The sequence below is a fragment of the Mesorhizobium sp. B2-9-1 genome (assembly GCF_006439455.1).
GTDB lineage: Bacteria > Pseudomonadota > Alphaproteobacteria > Rhizobiales > Rhizobiaceae > Mesorhizobium.
Window position 1 is genome coordinate 1 of record NZ_VFTP01000030.1, and the last position, 16,902, is coordinate 16,902.

Annotated in this window: 20 protein-coding genes and 1 pseudogene; 4 read left to right on the forward strand and 17 right to left on the reverse strand. The window is 64.0% G+C overall.

The window, feature by feature from the left end:
- Nucleotides 1-282: 282 nt before the first annotated feature.
- The 8 genes and pseudogenes from FJW05_RS26880 to FJW05_RS26915 form a co-directional block, all read right to left on the reverse strand.
- Nucleotides 283-636, reverse strand: a complete 354-nt coding sequence (locus FJW05_RS26880) for a hypothetical protein (protein ID WP_246673643.1) — start codon at nucleotides 634-636, stop codon at nucleotides 283-285.
- Between the two features lie 112 nt (nucleotides 637-748).
- On the reverse strand, nucleotides 749-949 hold the full coding sequence (locus FJW05_RS27570) for a hypothetical protein (protein WP_181165093.1): 201 nt from the start codon (nucleotides 947-949) through the stop codon (nucleotides 749-751).
- A 150-nt stretch (nucleotides 950-1,099) separates the two neighbouring features.
- A complete protein-coding gene (locus FJW05_RS26890; RefSeq protein WP_140637069.1) occupies nucleotides 1,100-2,119 on the reverse strand; it encodes an isopenicillin N synthase family oxygenase in 1,020 nt (339 codons plus the stop codon).
- Nucleotides 2,120-2,329: 210 nt separating this feature from the next.
- Nucleotides 2,330-2,798, reverse strand: a pseudogene (locus tag FJW05_RS26895) (methionine ABC transporter permease); the annotation flags it as partial.
- Between the two features lie 80 nt (nucleotides 2,799-2,878).
- On the reverse strand, nucleotides 2,879-3,676 hold the full coding sequence (locus FJW05_RS26900) for an amino acid racemase (protein WP_140637071.1): 798 nt from the start codon (nucleotides 3,674-3,676) through the stop codon (nucleotides 2,879-2,881).
- Nucleotides 3,673-5,037, reverse strand: a complete 1,365-nt coding sequence (locus FJW05_RS26905; protein ID WP_140637073.1) for a cation:dicarboxylase symporter family transporter — start codon at nucleotides 5,035-5,037, stop codon at nucleotides 3,673-3,675. Before FJW05_RS26905 ends, FJW05_RS26900 begins: the two co-directional genes overlap by 4 nt.
- A 2-nt stretch (nucleotides 5,038-5,039) precedes the next feature.
- Nucleotides 5,040-5,876 carry a transporter substrate-binding domain-containing protein gene (locus FJW05_RS26910; RefSeq protein WP_181165090.1) on the reverse strand — a complete coding sequence of 279 codons (837 nt, stop codon included), beginning with the start codon at nucleotides 5,874-5,876 and terminating at the stop codon, nucleotides 5,040-5,042.
- 204 nt (nucleotides 5,877-6,080) lie between these two features.
- A complete protein-coding gene (locus FJW05_RS26915) occupies nucleotides 6,081-6,770 on the reverse strand; it encodes an SDR family NAD(P)-dependent oxidoreductase (protein WP_140637075.1) in 690 nt (229 codons plus the stop codon).
- A gap of 227 nt (nucleotides 6,771-6,997) precedes the next feature.
- On the opposite strand from FJW05_RS26915, the gene FJW05_RS26920 reads away from it, so the two are divergent.
- On the forward strand, nucleotides 6,998-8,113 hold the full coding sequence (locus FJW05_RS26920) for an anhydro-N-acetylmuramic acid kinase (RefSeq protein ID WP_140637077.1): 1,116 nt from the start codon (nucleotides 6,998-7,000) through the stop codon (nucleotides 8,111-8,113).
- Here FJW05_RS26920 and FJW05_RS26925 read toward each other — a convergent pair whose 3' ends face one another.
- Together FJW05_RS26925 and FJW05_RS26930 are read right to left on the reverse strand one after the other, a co-directional pair.
- Nucleotides 8,114-8,539, reverse strand: a complete 426-nt coding sequence (locus tag FJW05_RS26925; protein WP_140637079.1) for a GNAT family N-acetyltransferase — start codon at nucleotides 8,537-8,539, stop codon at nucleotides 8,114-8,116.
- 95 nt (nucleotides 8,540-8,634) lie between these two features.
- On the reverse strand, nucleotides 8,635-9,819 hold the full coding sequence (locus FJW05_RS26930; RefSeq protein WP_140637080.1) for an MFS transporter: 1,185 nt from the start codon (nucleotides 9,817-9,819) through the stop codon (nucleotides 8,635-8,637).
- Nucleotides 9,820-9,867: 48 nt separating this feature from the next.
- Here FJW05_RS26930 and FJW05_RS26935 point away from each other — a divergent pair, with 48 nt between their 5' ends.
- Entirely contained in the window at nucleotides 9,868-10,407 is a 540-nt protein-coding gene (locus FJW05_RS26935) for an Lrp/AsnC family transcriptional regulator (RefSeq protein ID WP_140637082.1), read from the forward strand.
- On the opposite strand, the gene FJW05_RS26940 is transcribed toward FJW05_RS26935, so the two are convergent.
- Nucleotides 10,404-10,904, reverse strand: a complete 501-nt coding sequence (locus tag FJW05_RS26940) for a hypothetical protein (RefSeq protein WP_140637084.1) — start codon at nucleotides 10,902-10,904, stop codon at nucleotides 10,404-10,406. The genes FJW05_RS26935 and FJW05_RS26940 overlap by 4 nt on opposite strands.
- Nucleotides 10,905-10,916: 12 nt before the next feature.
- Nucleotides 10,917-11,747 carry a class I SAM-dependent methyltransferase gene (locus tag FJW05_RS26945; protein ID WP_140637086.1) on the reverse strand — a complete coding sequence of 277 codons (831 nt, stop codon included), beginning with the start codon at nucleotides 11,745-11,747 and terminating at the stop codon, nucleotides 10,917-10,919.
- Between the two features lie 85 nt (nucleotides 11,748-11,832).
- Here FJW05_RS26945 and FJW05_RS26950 point away from each other — a divergent pair, with 85 nt between their 5' ends.
- A complete protein-coding gene (locus tag FJW05_RS26950) occupies nucleotides 11,833-12,747 on the forward strand; it encodes a LysR family transcriptional regulator (RefSeq protein ID WP_140637088.1) in 915 nt (304 codons plus the stop codon).
- 125 nt (nucleotides 12,748-12,872) lie between these two features.
- Here FJW05_RS26950 and FJW05_RS26955 read toward each other — a convergent pair whose 3' ends face one another.
- Together FJW05_RS26955 and FJW05_RS26960 are read right to left on the reverse strand one after the other, a co-directional pair.
- Nucleotides 12,873-13,208: a hypothetical protein gene (locus FJW05_RS26955; protein ID WP_140637090.1), complete on the reverse strand. Its 336-nt coding sequence runs from the start codon at nucleotides 13,206-13,208 to the stop codon at nucleotides 12,873-12,875.
- A 55-nt stretch (nucleotides 13,209-13,263) separates the two neighbouring features.
- Entirely contained in the window at nucleotides 13,264-14,100 is an 837-nt protein-coding gene (locus tag FJW05_RS26960) for a helix-turn-helix transcriptional regulator (protein WP_140637092.1), read from the reverse strand.
- A gap of 99 nt (nucleotides 14,101-14,199) precedes the next feature.
- On the opposite strand from FJW05_RS26960, the gene FJW05_RS26965 reads away from it, so the two are divergent.
- Nucleotides 14,200-15,102, forward strand: a complete 903-nt coding sequence (locus FJW05_RS26965; RefSeq protein WP_140637093.1) for an SDR family oxidoreductase — start codon at nucleotides 14,200-14,202, stop codon at nucleotides 15,100-15,102.
- A gap of 81 nt (nucleotides 15,103-15,183) precedes the next feature.
- On the opposite strand, the gene FJW05_RS26970 is transcribed toward FJW05_RS26965, so the two are convergent.
- The 3 genes from FJW05_RS26970 to FJW05_RS26975 all read right to left on the reverse strand — a co-directional run bounded on the left by FJW05_RS26970 (nucleotide 15,184) and on the right by FJW05_RS26975 (nucleotide 16,871).
- On the reverse strand, nucleotides 15,184-15,456 hold the full coding sequence (locus FJW05_RS26970; protein ID WP_140637095.1) for a hypothetical protein: 273 nt from the start codon (nucleotides 15,454-15,456) through the stop codon (nucleotides 15,184-15,186).
- The gene (locus FJW05_RS27575; RefSeq protein ID WP_181165091.1) at nucleotides 15,453-15,614 is read right to left on the reverse strand and encodes a hypothetical protein; all 162 of its coding nucleotides are present in this window, start codon (nucleotides 15,612-15,614) and stop codon (nucleotides 15,453-15,455) included. The genes FJW05_RS26970 and FJW05_RS27575 overlap by 4 nt, the downstream gene beginning before the upstream one ends.
- 360 nt (nucleotides 15,615-15,974) lie before the next feature.
- On the reverse strand, nucleotides 15,975-16,871 hold the full coding sequence (locus FJW05_RS26975) for a GntR family transcriptional regulator (protein WP_140637114.1): 897 nt from the start codon (nucleotides 16,869-16,871) through the stop codon (nucleotides 15,975-15,977).
- Between the last annotated feature and the right edge of the window lie 31 nt (nucleotides 16,872-16,902).

Below are 16,902 nucleotides of genomic sequence, written 5' to 3' on the forward strand. Positions count from 1 at the left end.
TTCGCTCCTTGCTCCGCCATAGAATGACGAGGTTGGGGCGGCTTCAACCAATCTCCGGCGTTTGCGCTGATTTCACGCAAATGAACGGAAATCTTGCACCAAGACAAACCAACCTTTCAAAATCCCTGTGTCGGGAAACTAGTTCGACGCCGATTCTAGTCACTGCATCACACTGAACCGCGTCAGCCCCTTCGGCAGGAACAGCATCGCCAGCATGATCGGCCCCGAAACCCTTCAGCATTGCGGACATTCCGGGTTCGACGTCTATGCGGCTGATGCCTTTCACACTATAGAGCGCAGAAGGGCCTGCATGTGTTCTGGCAGGTCGAGCTCGCCGCGCGCCTCGATCTCCAAAAGGTATCGGGCCTTGGCCAGGCGGTCGCCTTCTTTGACCGCCCGATAGGCGCAAATGGCCAGCAGCGTCCTCTCCTCCTCTCGGCCGGCCTCGATGTGGTCGCGGCTATGGCTGCCCCTTTTGTGGACGGCCTTGCCGAACGCTGCGTACGCTGCCTTGTGCGCCTCAATCAGGGCGAACAGATCATTGGATGGTTGCCGGTCACGCCTCGGCGCCCTTGTGCTGTGACCGTTTGCTGCGACGGTCGAGGCGACGACCGCGCAGCCGGAGTGAAAGAGCAAGGCGCGGCGACTGATCCTGGACGTGGCGAACTCTCCTCTTCACTTGACGGCAGGCCCGAGCGGATGCCGTGAACATCACCAACACCGTAACACAACGGTTCGCGTATTCATGTCAGGATGGATAGCGAGGAAACCGCGCTTGAGGCTCGAGCGCGAAATATTCGAGCAGGCGGCGGCTGACCGGACCGGAGCCGGTGAACGGGTCGACATCCAAATGCAGGCCGAGCGCCTCGCCGGTCTGATCGGTGGATTCCCGACGCAGATAAGAAAAAGGCCGGGCGCGAAAGCGGCCCGGCCAAAGTATGAAGGTCATAACCTTCAGAGGGGAACATCGCCCGGCGCAATGGGAGGAAAACACCGAGCGATGGTTCCTATGTGGGCCTGGAGCGGCAGATTTTCCACGAACGGAATTCCAAAAAAGACGAGAAACGCGAAAAAATCTCGCTCAAATCCGACGAAATCGTCAGCCGATGGCCGCTGCTTTTTCCAGAAGGTCGGCATAGTGACGCCGCGCCACGTCGGGATGCGACCGCAGGCGGCTTTTCAGTACATTGGTTCCGACGTTGCGGAAGAGCGGATTGTCGGGATCGCTGGCCGGGCCGCGCGCTTCGGCAGCGAGTTCCTCCGGCAGGTCGAGCAGCGGGATGGTGGCATCGAGCCGGGCGCTGAAGAAGAATGGCACCGAAATGCGTTCGACGCCAGCCGGCGGCGTGACGACGCGATGCACGGTCGCCCTGAGATAGCCGTTCGAGGCGAGCTCCAGCAACTCGCCGATGTTGACGACGAGCGTTCGCGGGATCGGGTCGACATCGACCCAGCTGCCGTCATATTCGACCTGCAGGCCCTTGTTCTCATCCTGCAGCAGAAGCGTGAGAAAGCCGCCATCCTTATGCGCGCCGACGCCCTGGTCGTCGCCGGTGGCGTGGCGGCCAGGATAGCGCACGATCTTCATGCGGTGGTTCGGCTCACCGCGATAGATCGGATCGAAAGCATCCTCCGGCTGGTCGAGCGACAGCGCGAAGGCTTTCAGCAGCCGGATCGCCACGTCGGTCGCCTTGGCCTGCCAGGCAAGCAGCGCGGGCTTCAGGTCGGGAAGCGCGGCCGGCCACTGGTTCGGACCCTGCAGCCGCGTCCAGGCCGGCACGCCCGGCCCTTGCGCAATCGTCGTGCGTTCGACGCCGATGTCGAGCTGCTCGCGCCAGTCGGCCTTGCCTTTGGTCAGCTCGCCGCCGGCGCGCGTATAGCCACGGAACTGCGGCGACTTGACCATCTCGATGTCGAGCTTGTCGGCCTCCGGCAAGGCGAAGAAGCGACGCGCGGCGTCGAGCACTGCATCGATCTCCGGCTGCGTGATGCCGTGGCCGCTCAGATAGAAGAAGCCGACATCGCGAGCGGCGGTACGCAGATCGAACAGAAATGTCCGCAGTTCCGATGCGCCCTGCTCCAGGCGGTCGAGATCGAGCACCGGAATTATTCTGGGCATGGACAGGCTCCTCTTGGCGGTAACTCTTTTTTTCGCAATCCCGGACGGAAAACCCTGGAATTGTGACTGCGATCCCTTCGCACGATGACATCAGCATCATTGCCGGTGAAGAAACGCACCGCCCAATCTCATTGCAAACGGAGCAAGCCGGCGCTCAATTCCCAGCTTTTGCGGCAAATTGCGTTCGCGCCGGCATCCCTGCCCGACGGGTCAGCGATGATCCAGCCGCGCAACCAGCCGGTCGCCGATCCACTGGATGCCGCACACCAGAACGATGAGAACGACGACCACGGCGACCATGACGCTGGTCTCGAAGCGCTGATAGCCGTAGCGGATGGCCAGATCGCCGAGACCGCCGGCGCCAGCCATGGCCGAGGCGCCGACCAGCGTCACCAGCGTCACGGTAAAGCCGGCGACGATGCCCGGCAGCGCTTCCGGCACCAGCGCCTCGCGGATGATCGCCCATCGGTTGCCGCCCATGGCGCGCCGCCTCAATCAGCCCGTGATCGACCTCGCACAGCGACACTTCGGCGATGCGGGCGTAGTAGGGCGTGGCGACGATCGACAGCCGCACGATCGCCGCCCAGGTGTCGATCGAGGTGCCGACGATCAGCCGCGTCACCGGAATCAATGCCACCAGCAGGATGATGAAAGGCACCGAACGGAAGCCGTTGATGATGGGAAATATTCTCTCAAAGATTTGATGACTTGGAGCACACCCGGCGAGCGGATGTTCGATACGGCAAAGGCGGGCAGCGCCTATGAAGCGCGCCGGGCAAGACGCAAAGGCAATCGGTCGCCTCCCGGCAGCGACGAGACGGTCGGCAAGCCGCGCGCCTCCTGCGTGGCAAAGCCCAATCGGGTCAGGCAGGCCCGTGCCAGGGCCGCATTGCTGTCGATGACCACTAATCCGGCCGGATCGTTGAGGTTGGCGGCCACCACGGACAGTTCGGTGCAGCCGAGAAGCGCTGCATCGGCACCGGCCATTTGCGCGAGATCGAGCGCGCGCTCGGTCTCAGCCGCGGCTTCCGCAATCGAACCGGCCTTGACGAGCATGATTGCGCTGTCGACGCGCTCCTGAAATTCGGCGTCCTGCGCAAGGCAGAGGTCGAATCCCGCCGACGATATCCTGTCCTGATAAAAGCCGGAGACCAGCGTGCCCCGGGTTGCGAGGTTCGCGACCTTGCCCCGGTCCAGGCTGCGGCGGATCTCCGCCACGACCGCGTCGGCGATGTGGATGATCTCGGCTGGCGAGTTCGCCGCCAGCCTGTCGTACCAATGATGTGCGGTGTTGCAGGGCATGGCGATACAGGCAACGCCGAGCGCGTTGAGCGTCGCGACCGCAGCTTGCAGCGACGCCAGCGGCCCGTCATGGCCGGCCAAGATCGCTTCGGTTCGGTCGGGCAGTTGCGGCACGCTGAGGATGACGGAAGGCACATGCTCGTTGTCGCGCAGCGCCCCGGTCATCCGGGTCAGCTTGAAGTAAAAGTCGGCCGATGCGAGCGGCCCGAGACCGCCGATGATGCCGAGCTGCGGACGGATCCCGTCGTCGATCATCGGGCGGGCTCGGCTTCGAGCTCTTGCGCGACGGTTTCAGCGGCCTGCGCCGCTTCCCGATGGCTGGGCGCGATCATTGCCGTGCTTGCGGCCACGGTGGAGACGCTGGACAGCGTCATCAGCGTGTCCACGGCCGCGTCCACCGCGACGAACAGGACGAACGCCGCCTCGAAGGGAAGCTTCAGATAGCCACAGACAATGGACATCTGCGACAGGATGAGCAGGCTGCCCATGCCGCCTGTCGTCAGCGCCAGAAGCGCGGAGACGACACCGACAAGCAAGAGGTCCGGGATCGCCAGCGGATGGCCGTAGAGCTGGGCGATGAACAGGACGCCCGAGGTGTAGACCAGCGCCGGGCCGGTCCGCAGCAGCGCCGCCTGCAGGGGCACGAGCAGCTCGACGACCACCAGGTTGAATCTCAGGCGCTCCGTCAAAAGGTTGATGACCCAGGGCAGCGAGGCGACCGTGGAGCGCGTTGTGATGGCCACCATCAGAAGCGGCTGAAGGGTCTTGATCGTGGCCCAATAGCTTCGCCGCGAGCGTATGGCGATGACGGCAAACGCGCCGGCGAGGAATGTCACGCAGGAAAGGCCCATCACCAGCAGGTAGCCACCCATCAGCATCAGCGGCTTGATGCCGGTCGACGCGGTCTGGTCGGCGATCAGGATGAAGGTCGCGAAGGGCAATCCCCAGACGAACCAGTTGGTCAGCACGGTGCAGGCCTTGTACACCGCGTTGAGCGCCTGTGAGAGGCTGAGCGACGAGGGCTGGGGAATCCTGCCCATCGCGAGCCCGAAAAGCAGGCAGAACAACAGGACCTGGATGGTCTGGCCCGAGGCCAGCGCGTTGAAGACGTTGTTCGGCACCAGATCCAGGAAGATCGAATGAGCGCTGCTCGGATCGCCGGTGGGCGGTGGCGGCTGGAAGGGGAAGGCGAGATCGGTGGAGACGCTGCCTTGCGAATTGATGAACTCGCCGAGCTCGATGCGCGACTGCGGGTTCTCGATCTGGCCGGGCTTGAGGATCAGCGAATAGGTGCCGCTGACCAGCACGGCGAGGAACGACACGACAAGAACGGCTATGCCCACCTTGCCGAGGTAGCGGACCGATTTCGGGTCCTGGACCATGGCGGTGATGGAGAAGATCACCGACGAGACCAGGTAGGGCAGGACGACCATCTTGAGGAAATTCAAGTAGACCTGCGCGACAGGGCTGATCGCATGGGCGAAGGCCGGGTAATAGAGGCCGCACAGGATCCCGGCCAGGATCATGATGATCGTCGTCGCCGGCGAGCGCAGGATGCGCTTTGCCGCCAGGCGCCAATCGAAAGGCATGGCTGCGGCTACATCCGAGACGGCCATTGTCAGGCTTTGCTCCCGTGGCGATAACGCGCGATGATCTCGTCGGTGTTGAGGACCTGCTGGCCTCGTGCGAGATCGAGATAGAGATCGACGAAGGCCGCCAGATGCGGATTGTCCGGACTGATGCCGACGGCGATCGTATCGACCTTGTCGGTCAGCGTGATCGAGCGCGCGACCACCGTCATCGACGGATCGTCCACCATCAGCTTCTTGATCTCGAAATCGTCGCGATAGGCGAGGTCGATCGTGCCGTTGCGGATCGCATCGATAACGGTATTCCAGCCGGCGAAGCGCTGGATCGTCGCGTGCGGAAACGTGGCGGCCGCGTAGGTGGCGAAGGACGAGCCTTCGATCACGCCGAGATCGCCGGAGAAATCACGGATGATCTGTTCAGCCGGCTTGCCCTGCGTGATGCGCGCCAGGTTGACGCGGTTCGCCAGCAGCCCCTGGTGCAGCATGGCGTAAGGCCGCGAATAGAGGATCGAGCGGCCGCGCCGGAGGGTGCGGCTCAGCTTGCCGATCGCCAGGTCCGCCTGGCCGGACGTCAGCTGCTGCACCATGGCGTCGAAGGTCCCGGCTGATCGGTCGAACACCGGTTCGACGCCGAGTTCCGCGGCTATGCCACGCGCCAGGTCCATATCGATGCCGCTATCCCCAGAGCCGTCGGCCGGGAAGAAGGGATCGGAAGCGAAGGCCGGCATGGCGATGCGTAGCTTGTTGTCGCTGACGATAGGCTTGGGAACGTCTTGCGCCTGGGCCGGCGTGGCCAAGGCTTGCGCCTGCGCGAGCAGCAGCCCTCCGCCTCCGGCTGCAAACAGCGTGCGACGTGTAAGCGGCATGCGCATTTCTCTATCGTGCAGGAGAGCCGGACAACAATTCTGACCGATGCGCAGTATGCACGCCGAAGTTAAGTAAAGGTATCTTTTGTTTTGCGCTTTTTTACATTGCAGACCGCTAAAATGGCATCAGGATACATGCAGATTTTCTAAAGTAAACGAGGTCCGCGGCGAGGCGTGTTGTCGCGCGGTTCGTGCGATGGATCGTCAGAACGTCTCGACCCAAGGCCTCAGCTCGACCTCGAAGCTCCAGGCGCTGCGATGCTGGCGATGGACGGCGAGATAGGTCTCGGCGATCGCATCGGGGGAGAGGCGACGATCCGGCCGGTCGGACTCGGGCGCCTGTCCGGCCGGCTCGATCTGGCCGTCGATGATGAAATGCGCGACGTGGATGTTCTTCGGACCGAGCTCGCGTGCCATCGATTGCGCCAGCCCGCGCAGGCCGAATTTCGGCATGGCGAAACCGGCGGAACCGGAGAACCCTTTCAGGCTTGCGCTGGCGCCGGTGAACAGGATCGAGCCGGAACCACGTGCAAGAAGCCGGCGCGCCGCCTGCTGGCCGACAAGGAAGCCGCCATAGGCACCGACGAGCAGGGCTTGCTTGACCGCTTGCGCGTCGAGCTCGGCGATTGGCCCGCGCGTGCGGCCGCTGGCATTGAAGACGGCAATTTCGAGGGGACCTGCCTTGTCGACCGCCTCGAAGAGCCGCTCCACGGAGGCTGCGTCCGATACGTCTGTTTCGACGGCCTGCGCACCGGTTTCCTTGGCCAGCGCGGCCAGTTTGTCGACGTTGCGGGCGGCAAGGACGATACGGAAATCCTCCTTGGCGAGAAGCCGCGCCAGCGAGGCGCTCAATCCGGAACCGGCGCCCGCGATCACTGCGACGTTGGCTGCCATGGCGTTTCCTCCTTGAGATAATCCATCCGGGCAGTCGCCCGGCCGATGGCCTTGTTCGCAGCCTCGCGCCTTCTTCGCCGAGAGGCAAGAACGGCGTTGCTCCGTTTTTCGCCATTCTATGCAAAAAGCCGTCGGTCTATGCGCCGGCCTGCTCGGGTGTAGCGAGACACTTGCCTGCCGGGCCGATCCGTCCGACACGTGAATGAAGGGCGATTCGAGGAACGACCATGGAACCAATCTGGGCCGTCGGTCTGATGACCGGCACGGTGCTCGACGGCAATATCGACGTGGCGCTGATCAAGACCGATGGCGAGCGCATCGCCGACGCCGGCACCTACACGCTGGCCCCCTACCCGCAGTCGATCCGCAGCTTGCTCGAAGAGACGCTGCGCCAAGCGCGCGCCTGGAATTTCGAAGGGCCGGAGCCGGCGATTTTTCGCGAGGCCGAGGAGGCGCTGACGCGCGCGCAATCGGCGGCGGTCAGGGATCTGGTCGAGAGCCAGGGCATGCGCATGGCCGATATCGGCGTCGTCGGCTTCCACGGCCAGACCGTGCTGCATCGCGCTCCGCAGCCGGGCAAGATCGGGAAGACTCGCCAGCTCGGCGACGGCGAGCTGATGGCCTCGCTGATCGGCACCAGGGTCGCCTATGATTTCCGCTCGGCCGATGTCGCGGCCGGCGGGCAAGGCGCGCCTTTGGCTGCAGCCTATCATGCCGCGTTGCTCAAAGAGGCGGACGCCAGCGGCGACACCGCCGTCCTCAATCTCGGCGGCGTCGGCAACATCACCTGGTGGGACGGCAAGGACGTAATCGTCGCTTTCGACACCGGGCCGGCCAATGCGCCGGTCAACGATTTTATCAAGTCGAAAGGCCTCGGCGAGATGGACCGTGACGGCAGGCTGGCCGCCGGCGGCAAGGTCGATGAGGAACGGCTCGCCAGGCTCTTGCAGCATCCGTACCTGACGAAGCCCTATCCGAAATCGCTCGACCGCTTCGACTTCACCGCGGCGATGGCCGAGGGGCTGAACGCCGAGGACGGCGCTGCGACGCTGACCGCCTTCACCGTCTCCGCCGTCGGCAAGGCGCTCGACCTATTGCCGCGCCGGCCGAAGCGGCTCGCGGTCAGCGGCGGCGGCCGTCACAATCCCACGATGATGGCGATGCTCGAAAGCCGCGCCGGCGTCGAGGTGGTGCAGGCCGAGACGCTCGGATGGAAGGGCGATGCCGTCGAGGCGGAATGTTTCGCTTTCCTCGCCGTGCGCGTGCTGCGCGGCCTGCCGATCAGCTTTCCGAGCACCACCGGCGCGCCCGAGCCGCTGCGCGGCGGAAAACTGGCGGGCTGATCAGGACGACAGTTTCTTCTGCAGGAAGGTGCGGCTGCGGCCGGCCGGGAAATCAGGCAGCTCGCCGAACGGCTTGTAGCCCTGGCGCCGATACACCTTTTCGGCGATCGGATTGAAAGTGTCGATCCAGGCGCCGTGGCAGCCGCGCGCGGCAGCCTCCCGTTCGGCCGCGTCGAGCATGCCGGCGGCAACGCCTTTTCCGCGCAGTTTTTCGTCGACCCACAGCCACTGCACATAGAGCCAGCCCCAGGCGGTGTAGCCAGAAATACCGGCAACGAGGGCGCCGGTTTCCTCGCGCACGAATACGGCCAGCGACTTTCGGCCTGACGCTCCGACATCGGCATCGTTGAAAGCGGTGAGGCTTCCGCCCAGGAAAGCGAGGTCCTGCGGCGAGGGCTCGGCGGTGATCTCGAGGCTCGTCTTCATCGGCTGCGACTCCGGTTCGCAAGCCAGCCTTAGAGCAATTCCAGGAAAAGTGCGAAACAGTATTCTGGCCGCAAGCGAAGACTGCGGCAGGCCTGTTACCGAGGACCGACTGACCGCCAAGCCGCCGCGCCCGTCGCCACCAGCATCAGTGCCGCCGCGATCAGCGCGCAGTTGGCGAAGCCCAGGCCTGTGTAGAGCGGGCCGAAGCCTGCCGTGCCGACGGTGACGGCGAGATAGGTGACCGTGCTGTTCAAACCCATGATGGTGCCGCGGCGCGCCGGGTCGAGCGCGGTGAGGCGCATGACCAGCACGTTCAGCCCGAAATGATTGGCAAGGCCCCAGGCGGCGATCGTCGCGATCAGCAGGCCGAAGCCGCCGCTTGCCAGGGCAATCGCGACATAGACGGCGGCGACCAGCAGATAGGCAAAGGGCATGACAAGGCGCGCGCCGAGGCGATCGATGACGCCATCGAGCAGAGCGGCCGCGCCGAAACCGAGGCCGTAGGCGACCGCCGCCAGGCCATTGGCGCTGACCGGCTCGCCGAGGGCTTCGTGGAGATGATCGCCGAGATAGCCGTAGACGCCGTAGAAGGCGGTCATGAAGGCGCCGCAGGCAATGAGCAGCGGCAGGATGCCGGGAACGGCGAGCGCGCCAAGCGGCGACGGCGCGGGGCCGCCTTTCCTGATATCGTGCAGCGAGCTCATCGCCAGACCGGCAACGGCCGCCCCTGCGAGCATTGCAACGGCCGCGAAGACGGCACGCCAATGGATGAGATCGGCAATCACCGCCGACAGCGAGACGCCGGCGACCATGGAAAGCGTCCAGCCGGTCAGCACGACGCCGATGGTGCCGCTCTCGCGGCCGGGCGGCGCGATCGCGGCCGAGCTGGCATAGATCGCCGGCATGGCGATACCGGCGGCGATGCCGGCAACGAGCTGGGCGGCCACCAGCATCGCCACTGTCGGCGCCGAGGCGCTGGCGACCAGCGCGATGGCCAGCAGCAGCAATGCGCCCTGAAGCATGCGGCGCGCGCCGATCCGGTCGATGTAGCGGGCAAGGAAGAGCGCGCTGGCCGATGTGCCGAGGCCGAAGGCGGCGGCGGCCGTCATTACCGCCGGCACGCTTGCGCCGAATGACGCCGCGACGGCGGGCGCGATCGGTCCCAGAACCAGCGAATTGGAGCCGATGACGGCGATGCAGCCGGTCAGCAGATAGGCGGCTGCAGGGATTGGCGCGCGGGGCGCCTCAGTCATAATTGCTGATTGATTGCTGTTCGACATATCATCATAATGGCCGAATTAAATTCCGCATCAATGGAGAATTTCCATATGGACACAGAAACAGATGACATTCAGCGGAACAAGCATCCGACCCGCGAGGTCGACCCGATCGACCGAAAGATATTAGGCGTCCTGATCGAGGACGCGACCATCAGCTATGCCGAGCTCGGCGAGCGCGTCGGCCTGTCGGCGCCGGCGGCGCATGAGCGGGTCAAGCGGCTGAAGCGCAGCGGCGCCATCCGCGCCACATCGGCGATCATCGATCCGAGGGCGGTGAAGAAGCCGCTGCTTGCCTTCGTGCATATCGACACAAGGGGCTGGGGCAAGACGCCGGAGCTGATGGCGGTCTCCAAATATCCGGAGGTCGAGGAGATCCACACGGTCGCCGGCGACACCTGCATGCTGCTCAAGGTGCGCACCGAGGACACGCGCGCGCTGGAGGGCCTGCTGGCCCGTCTCTACGACACGCCCGGCGTGACCTCGACGCGCAGCTATGTCGTGCTCTCGACCTATCTCGAGCGCCCGGTGCAGCCCGAGATCACGAGCGAATGGCCGGCGCCGAAGCATATGGCGACACCCATGTATTAGGTCGCCGCCAGCTGGCGCGTGGAACGCGCCAGCAGATAGAACGCCGCGACATGCGTGATCATCAGCAGCGGCACGTAGAGGATCGGGATCGCGTAAGCCGCGCCCAACTGTCCGGCCTGCCCCGGAAGGTCGAGCACGGCGCCGTGATAGTAGTCGACGACAATGTCCACCACGCCTACGACGTTAAAGGCCACGACCAGCGGCCAGAAGATCACGGGCCTCGACACCGCGAATAGCGCCAGCATGGCGAGCAAGCCGGTGGCGAAGTCGCCATAGGCGGCGAAGCTTGCGAAGGCAGGAGCAAGGTCGGGGCCGACGACGCCCGGGATGAGGAAGACGAGGCCGAAGAAGCGGAAGCTGTGCAGCGTTGCGATGGCGCGTTGCGCCGCCATCGGCTCCATCGACCTCAGCCTTGGCCAGATATAGGCGGCGAAGCAAAGCAGCCACGGCACGTAACCGAGCACGAGATGGATGTTGAAGATCATCGCAGGTGACATCTTCGCTCCCTATCAAGCCTTGACCGGAACAGCCTCGAACACTGCCGTCAGAATGCCCAGCCGTCCCTCCATGAGATTGCGCCCGAGATTGGTGGCGAAGTCGGCGAAACCCTGCCCCATGACGACGCCGAGATTGAGCGAAGGCGGCGGGCCGGAGGCACGGAGCTCGGCGAACCAGGCCTTGGCGGCAGCCGTGTCGTCGCGACGGACGAGCGTGCCGAAGCCAGCGGCTTCGATCGCCTCGCAGGTCGCTTCGGCCGTCAGCAGGAAGCTTTCGCCCGGCGTCTTCGCCCAAGGCACTGGATAGTGCGGATCGCCGCCATTCAGCACGACGTCGAATGTCGCGAATTTTCCGCCCGGCTTCAAAACGCGCCTGATCTCGCGGTAGAGCAGCGGCCGGTCGGCGATGTTCATCGCCACATGTTGCAAAAGCGCGGCATCGAAGCGGCCATCCTCGACGGGAAGCGACAAAGCGCTGCCGGTTTCGAACGACACTTTGGCGTCTTGGCCGGTGCGCGTGGTCAGGTAACGCGCGGCCTCGACGAAGGGTTCGCTGAGATCGACGCCGGTCACCGCGCAGCCATAGGTCTCGGCAAGAAACCTGGCCGGCCCGCCGACGCCCGATCCGACGTCGAGCACGGACATGTCGGCGGTGATGGCGGCGAGGCTGGCGAGTTCCGCAGTCGCGGCCAGCCCGCGGGTATGGAACTGGTCCAGGGTCGCCAGCTGTTCGGACTTCAGCCGCTGTTGCTCAGGCCCAAACACCGCCAGTGCGTTCTTCAATCGATCGGTCAAGCCGGTCGCGCGATAGTGATCGCGCACGCGATCGAGTTCATCGGTCATTGCCATTTCCCTTCAGGCTTCCAACGTCATGGATGAAATAACGCCGCTTTCCGCGAACCACTATCCACGATAATGTCGATGGGTCATGAAGCAGAACTTCACAGTCAGGCACGGAGCGCTCGACGGCGTCGAAGCATTCCTGAGCGTCGCAAGGCATCGCAATTTCCGTAAGGCGGCGGCCGAGCTCGCCGTCACCCCGTCAGCGATCAGCCAGGCGATACGAACGCTCGAGGCGCGCATCGGCGCCGCGCTGTTCATCCGCACGACGCGCAGCGTCGGCCTCACCGAAGCCGGCGAGCGCTTCTTCGCGCGCGCCCGGCCCGCCTTCGAGGAACTGATCGCCGCGAGCGAGATCGCGCGCGGGATGGGCCAGCGGCCGGCGGGGCTCTTGCGCCTCTCGGTACCGCCGGCCGTGGTGCCGATGCTGCTGGAGCCGATGGTCGCCTCCTTCTGCCAAGCCTATCCTGAGATCGAGCTGGAGATCGTCGCCAGCGGCGAGCTCGCCGATCTCGCCGCTGAAGGATTCGACGCCGGCATCCGGATGGGCGACTTGATCGCGCCCGACATGGTCGCGGTCCGCCTGACGCCCTCCTTTCCGATGGCGGTCGTCGGCAGCTCGGATTATCTGCGCCGGCGCGGGGCGCCCGAGCGCATCGAGGACCTGCGCGACCATGCCTGCTTGCGCCTGCGCCGCTCGAATGGTTCGGTCGCGCCCTGGTCCTTCGTCGACGGCAACAAGGCCGTCGAGGCAATCGTGTCGGGACCGCTCATCGCGCACGATTATCCGTCGCTGCTCGGCGCGGCGATCCAGGGTGTCGGGCTGGCGCAGGTGCCAGGCCCGATCGCCGAAGCGCCGATCGCCGACGGGCGACTCCAGGCACTGCTCGGCCGTTTCGCGATGACCACGCCGGGCGTTTTCCTCTATTATCCGGAAAGGCATCAGGTTCTGCCCAAACTGCGCGCCTTCATCGACCACATCAGGCAAACCGAGCGGCGTTGACGCCGCCCCGAAGCGATCAGGCCGGCGACGGTCAAGCTGACGCTTCGAAAGCCCGTGAAGGCAGTTGAGCCAAGCGACAAGTCGCTCGACCGCAGCCGAGCAGCGATGCTGCGCGGGGACACGACCTACTCCCTCGCGTGCCAGGCAAGGAATCTGCGTATCTCCTCCCGCTTGTCTTCGGACAAACCGGCAAGCAGGTTCTCGTCCAAGTACCCTTCCCGTATGAGAACGGCGAAACCGAGGATAAGCTGTGAATAGCGATAGTCGAACATGTGGTCGATCTCTCGCCGCTGCTGCCGCAGATAGTCTTCGACCTCCCACATGTCGGCCGGCGTCGTCGCATCGCTGGCCTTCTTTTTGAATTCGGCCATTGTCTTGCCGAGCGCCGCATCCAGCGCTGCATCGAAAGCGGCGCGAGCGACTTTCTTCTCGGACGGAGACCACTTTAGACCGAAGCTCATGAAACACCTCCTTGCGGCCTCAGATGCTTGGCACGTTGCGACACGAATGGTCGCTTCATTGGCCAGCGCGGGATTCGATCAAGGATCGGATACGTTCCGCATCCGACTGCGCGACCGGATTGTAGACGATCATGCCGAGCTCGGGTCGACCGTCAACAGCAAAGACCGAGAACTCCAACTCGATAAGCCCGATCTCGGGATGCCGCAGACGCTTCACGCCCTCGCCATGCGCCGCAACGACGTCATTGTCGCGCCAGAGTGCCGCGAACTCGGGGCTGATCCTGGAAAGCTCCTCGACGAGTTCCGTGACCTCCGCGCCGGCGCCGGCCCGAACGGCGTCGGCTCTGAAGGATCCGACCACGAAACGCGCGACACTCTGCCAGTCGTCCTGCGCATCGCGCACGCGCGAATTGCCGAACATCAGGCGCAGGATGTTGCGCTGCTCGCGCGGCAGCTTGGAATAGTCGGTCAGCATCGCGGCCGCGGCACGGTTCCAGGCAACCACATCCCAGGTCGCGGTCTTGATGATCGCCGGGCTCGGGTCCAAAGCGTCGAGGACACGCTGGAGGCGCGGCGTCACGCTGTCCACGCTTTTGTAGCGAACTTCCGGCGGCCGCCCGAGACCCAGCATGAACAAATGCTCGCGTTCGGGCTCGGTCAGCATCAGGCCGGTGGCGATGCGGTTCAGCACGTCCGCGGACGGCGCGCCGCCCCGCCCCTGCTCCAGCCAGGTGTACCAGGTTGGGCTGATATTGGCGCGCTGCGCCACCTCTTCGCGACGCAGCCCTTGCGTGCGCCGGCGCCCCGTGGCGAAGCCGAAGGCGGCGGGATCGAGGCGCATGCGGCGATCTCGCAAAAAGGTGCCAAGCTTGTTGGTCGTCTCGACGGGCATTGCGATCCTGTTGACTATTATACCATGATAAAGTCACTACTTTAACAGAATGAGTTATAGCGCAAATAAGGCCTCCGAACAACCACAGGAGACCCTCCCATGCGTGTATTCCTTACCGGCGCGACCGGCTTCATCGGTTCCAGGATTGTGCCCGAACTTCTTGCCGCCGGGCACAAGGTGCTTGGTCTGACCCGCTCCGATGCAGGCGCGCGGTCGCTTGTCGCCGCGGGCGCCGAGCCCCATCGCGGCGACCTCGAAGACCTCGACAGCCTGCGCGACGGCGCGGCGAAATCGGATGCGGTGATCCACACCGCTTTCGATCACAATTTCTCGAGTTTCGTGGCCAATTGCGAGAAGGACAAGCGCGTCATCGAAGCGCTGGGCGGGGCGCTGGCCGGCTCGGACCGGTTGCTGATCATCACGTCCGGTGTGGGCATGGGTTCCGCCGAGCACGGACAGCCGGCGACAGAAGACGTTTTTAACACCGACCATCCCAATCCGCGCATCCTGTCGGAGCTTACCGGCGCGGCGATGGCCGAGAAGGGCGTCAAGGTGTCGGTGGTGCGGTTGCCGCAGGTGCATGACACGGTGAAGCAGGGCCTGATCACACCGCTGATCGCGCAGACGCGCGCCAAGGGCGTGTCGGCCTATCTTGGCGAAGGCCGGAACCGGTGGTCGGCGGCGCATGTGCTGGATGTCGCGAAGCTCTACCAGTTGGCGCTGGACAAGCAGGAAGCCGGCGTGCGCTACAACGCCGTCGCGGAGGAAGGCATCCCGGTGCGCGAGATCGCGGAAGTGATCGGCGCCGGTCTCAACGTGCCGGTGGTCTCGCTCTCGCAGGAAGAGGTTGCCGACCATTTCGGATGGCTTGCCATGTTCGCCGGCCTCGACATGCCGGCGTCGAGCGAATGGACGCGCGCGCACCTCGGCTGGCAGCCGACCGGACCCGGCCTCATCGCCGATCTCGAGCGAATGGATTACATGCAGGCGGCCGCAGCCTGACTCTGCGTTTCCTTATCCAAGGGTCTCCGAGAGCGGATCAGCCCCTGTTTTGAAGGGCTGACCCACTCTCAGGGTCAGCGATTACTTCCCGCAATAGTGGTCGTTGATGTCGTTGACCGCATCCGCATCCGGCCCGACGCGGTGATACGCGCAGGCGCCCGCCGACGTGGTGGGCATCTGCCGGTCGTAGTAGCGCGGACCGCCGAACAGCGTCTCGATGATGTCGTCACTGGCTGGAACATAACGCTCCTGTTTGACGACGCGGTAGCGATGCTGTTCGCCAGCGGCGGCCGGGCCAGCCATCGTGGCTGCCGCGGCAAGCACGAGCGCGGCGATTGCAAAATATTTCGTCATGGCAGCGACCTTCCGGCAATTCGGATCTGCAGCATAGCCAAAATCGCCAGCGGAACAAAAGTTCCCGTTTCGCGCTTGCGGCCGGTGAGTTCCTCGACAGAAATCTGTGTGTTTGCGTTGGCGGTTGGCATGCTTTGGAGATTGGCCGAAGCGCGCATCGCGACGTCATCCACGGGCGGAGCAATGGGCGAAGCGACGCGCGCAGACCGAGAATCCGTGACTTCAGAGCGCTGCTGCGGTGCAGAATTCTGCTCCGTTGCACTCCGCGGCTCAGGTCACGGAATGGATTCCAGGGTCTCCGCGACGCCGCTTCGCGGCTGCTCCGCCCTGGAATGACGAGGTTGAGGGAGGCTTCAGCCAATCCCAGGCGTTTGCGCTGATCCCGGCAGAAATGATTGGTGAATCGTCAGCGAACGGCAATCGCAACGGCGAGCCCGTCTCGCGAATGACCGCGATTGGTTTCCGCGACAGCCGACAACAGATGGGAGAGCCGATGGCCAGAGCCTGCGCGGTTTCGATCATTCTTCAAGTGCAATCAGCGAACGCATCAGGGTTGCCCTTGCCGAAGCGAGATGCGCCCGGCAGGCCTTTGCAACCCAGGCGGGGTTTCGGCTTTCGAGCGCGTCGATATAGGTGATGTGCTCAAGGAGCGCTGCCTTGTTGCGCTGCTTTTCATCCTGCTTGTTCCATTGGTAGTGATAGTGAAAAATGAAGCTGATGATGTCGTAGAAACCGTCGATGAAGCGGTTTGGCGATGCCTCGTTTATGAGCCGGTGAAACCGGTTATCGAGGCCGGAGAAATCGTGAAAGCGGCTTTCGATCCGCTTCAGCAGGTCGACATGTGCGATCTTAAGCGCGGCGAGCTTGGTCCACAGCGGGGAATTCTCAGGCTGCTGTGAAAACAGATGCGCCGAGCGCAATTCGAACATCACCCTGATCTCAAACAGCTCAAGTGCGAAATCCTCCGTGAAGCCCTTGAAAAGCCAACCGGTATTCGGCCTTTTCTCGATCAGCCCAAACCGGCTGAAGCGGATCAGGAACTCGCGGATTCCGTTGGTCGCAACACCGAACTGCCGCGCAAGCTCAAGTTCGTTTATGCTCGTGCCTGGTCTGGTATCGCCCCGCAGCATCCACTCCATGAATTGCTGCTCGACATGTTTGGCACGCGGCGTGGTTTCGGCGTCGGGATAGTAATCATTTTCGTCGACCGCGCGCTCCGCAATCCGGATACCGTTGCGCTCGGCGATCAGTTTGCGACGAACAAGTTCCTGTAGAACCTTTCGGACGGTCGTGCGGCTGACGCCCATTCGCCGTTTCAACTCGTTCTCGGACGGAAGCTCTCCGACCAGTTGTCCATCATGCAGCATACTGGCGACGCGGTTGAACGCCTTCTTGTAGACAGTGTCGGTTCTCATAGGACTTTCCCGAAATATTAGCTTGTTCTTT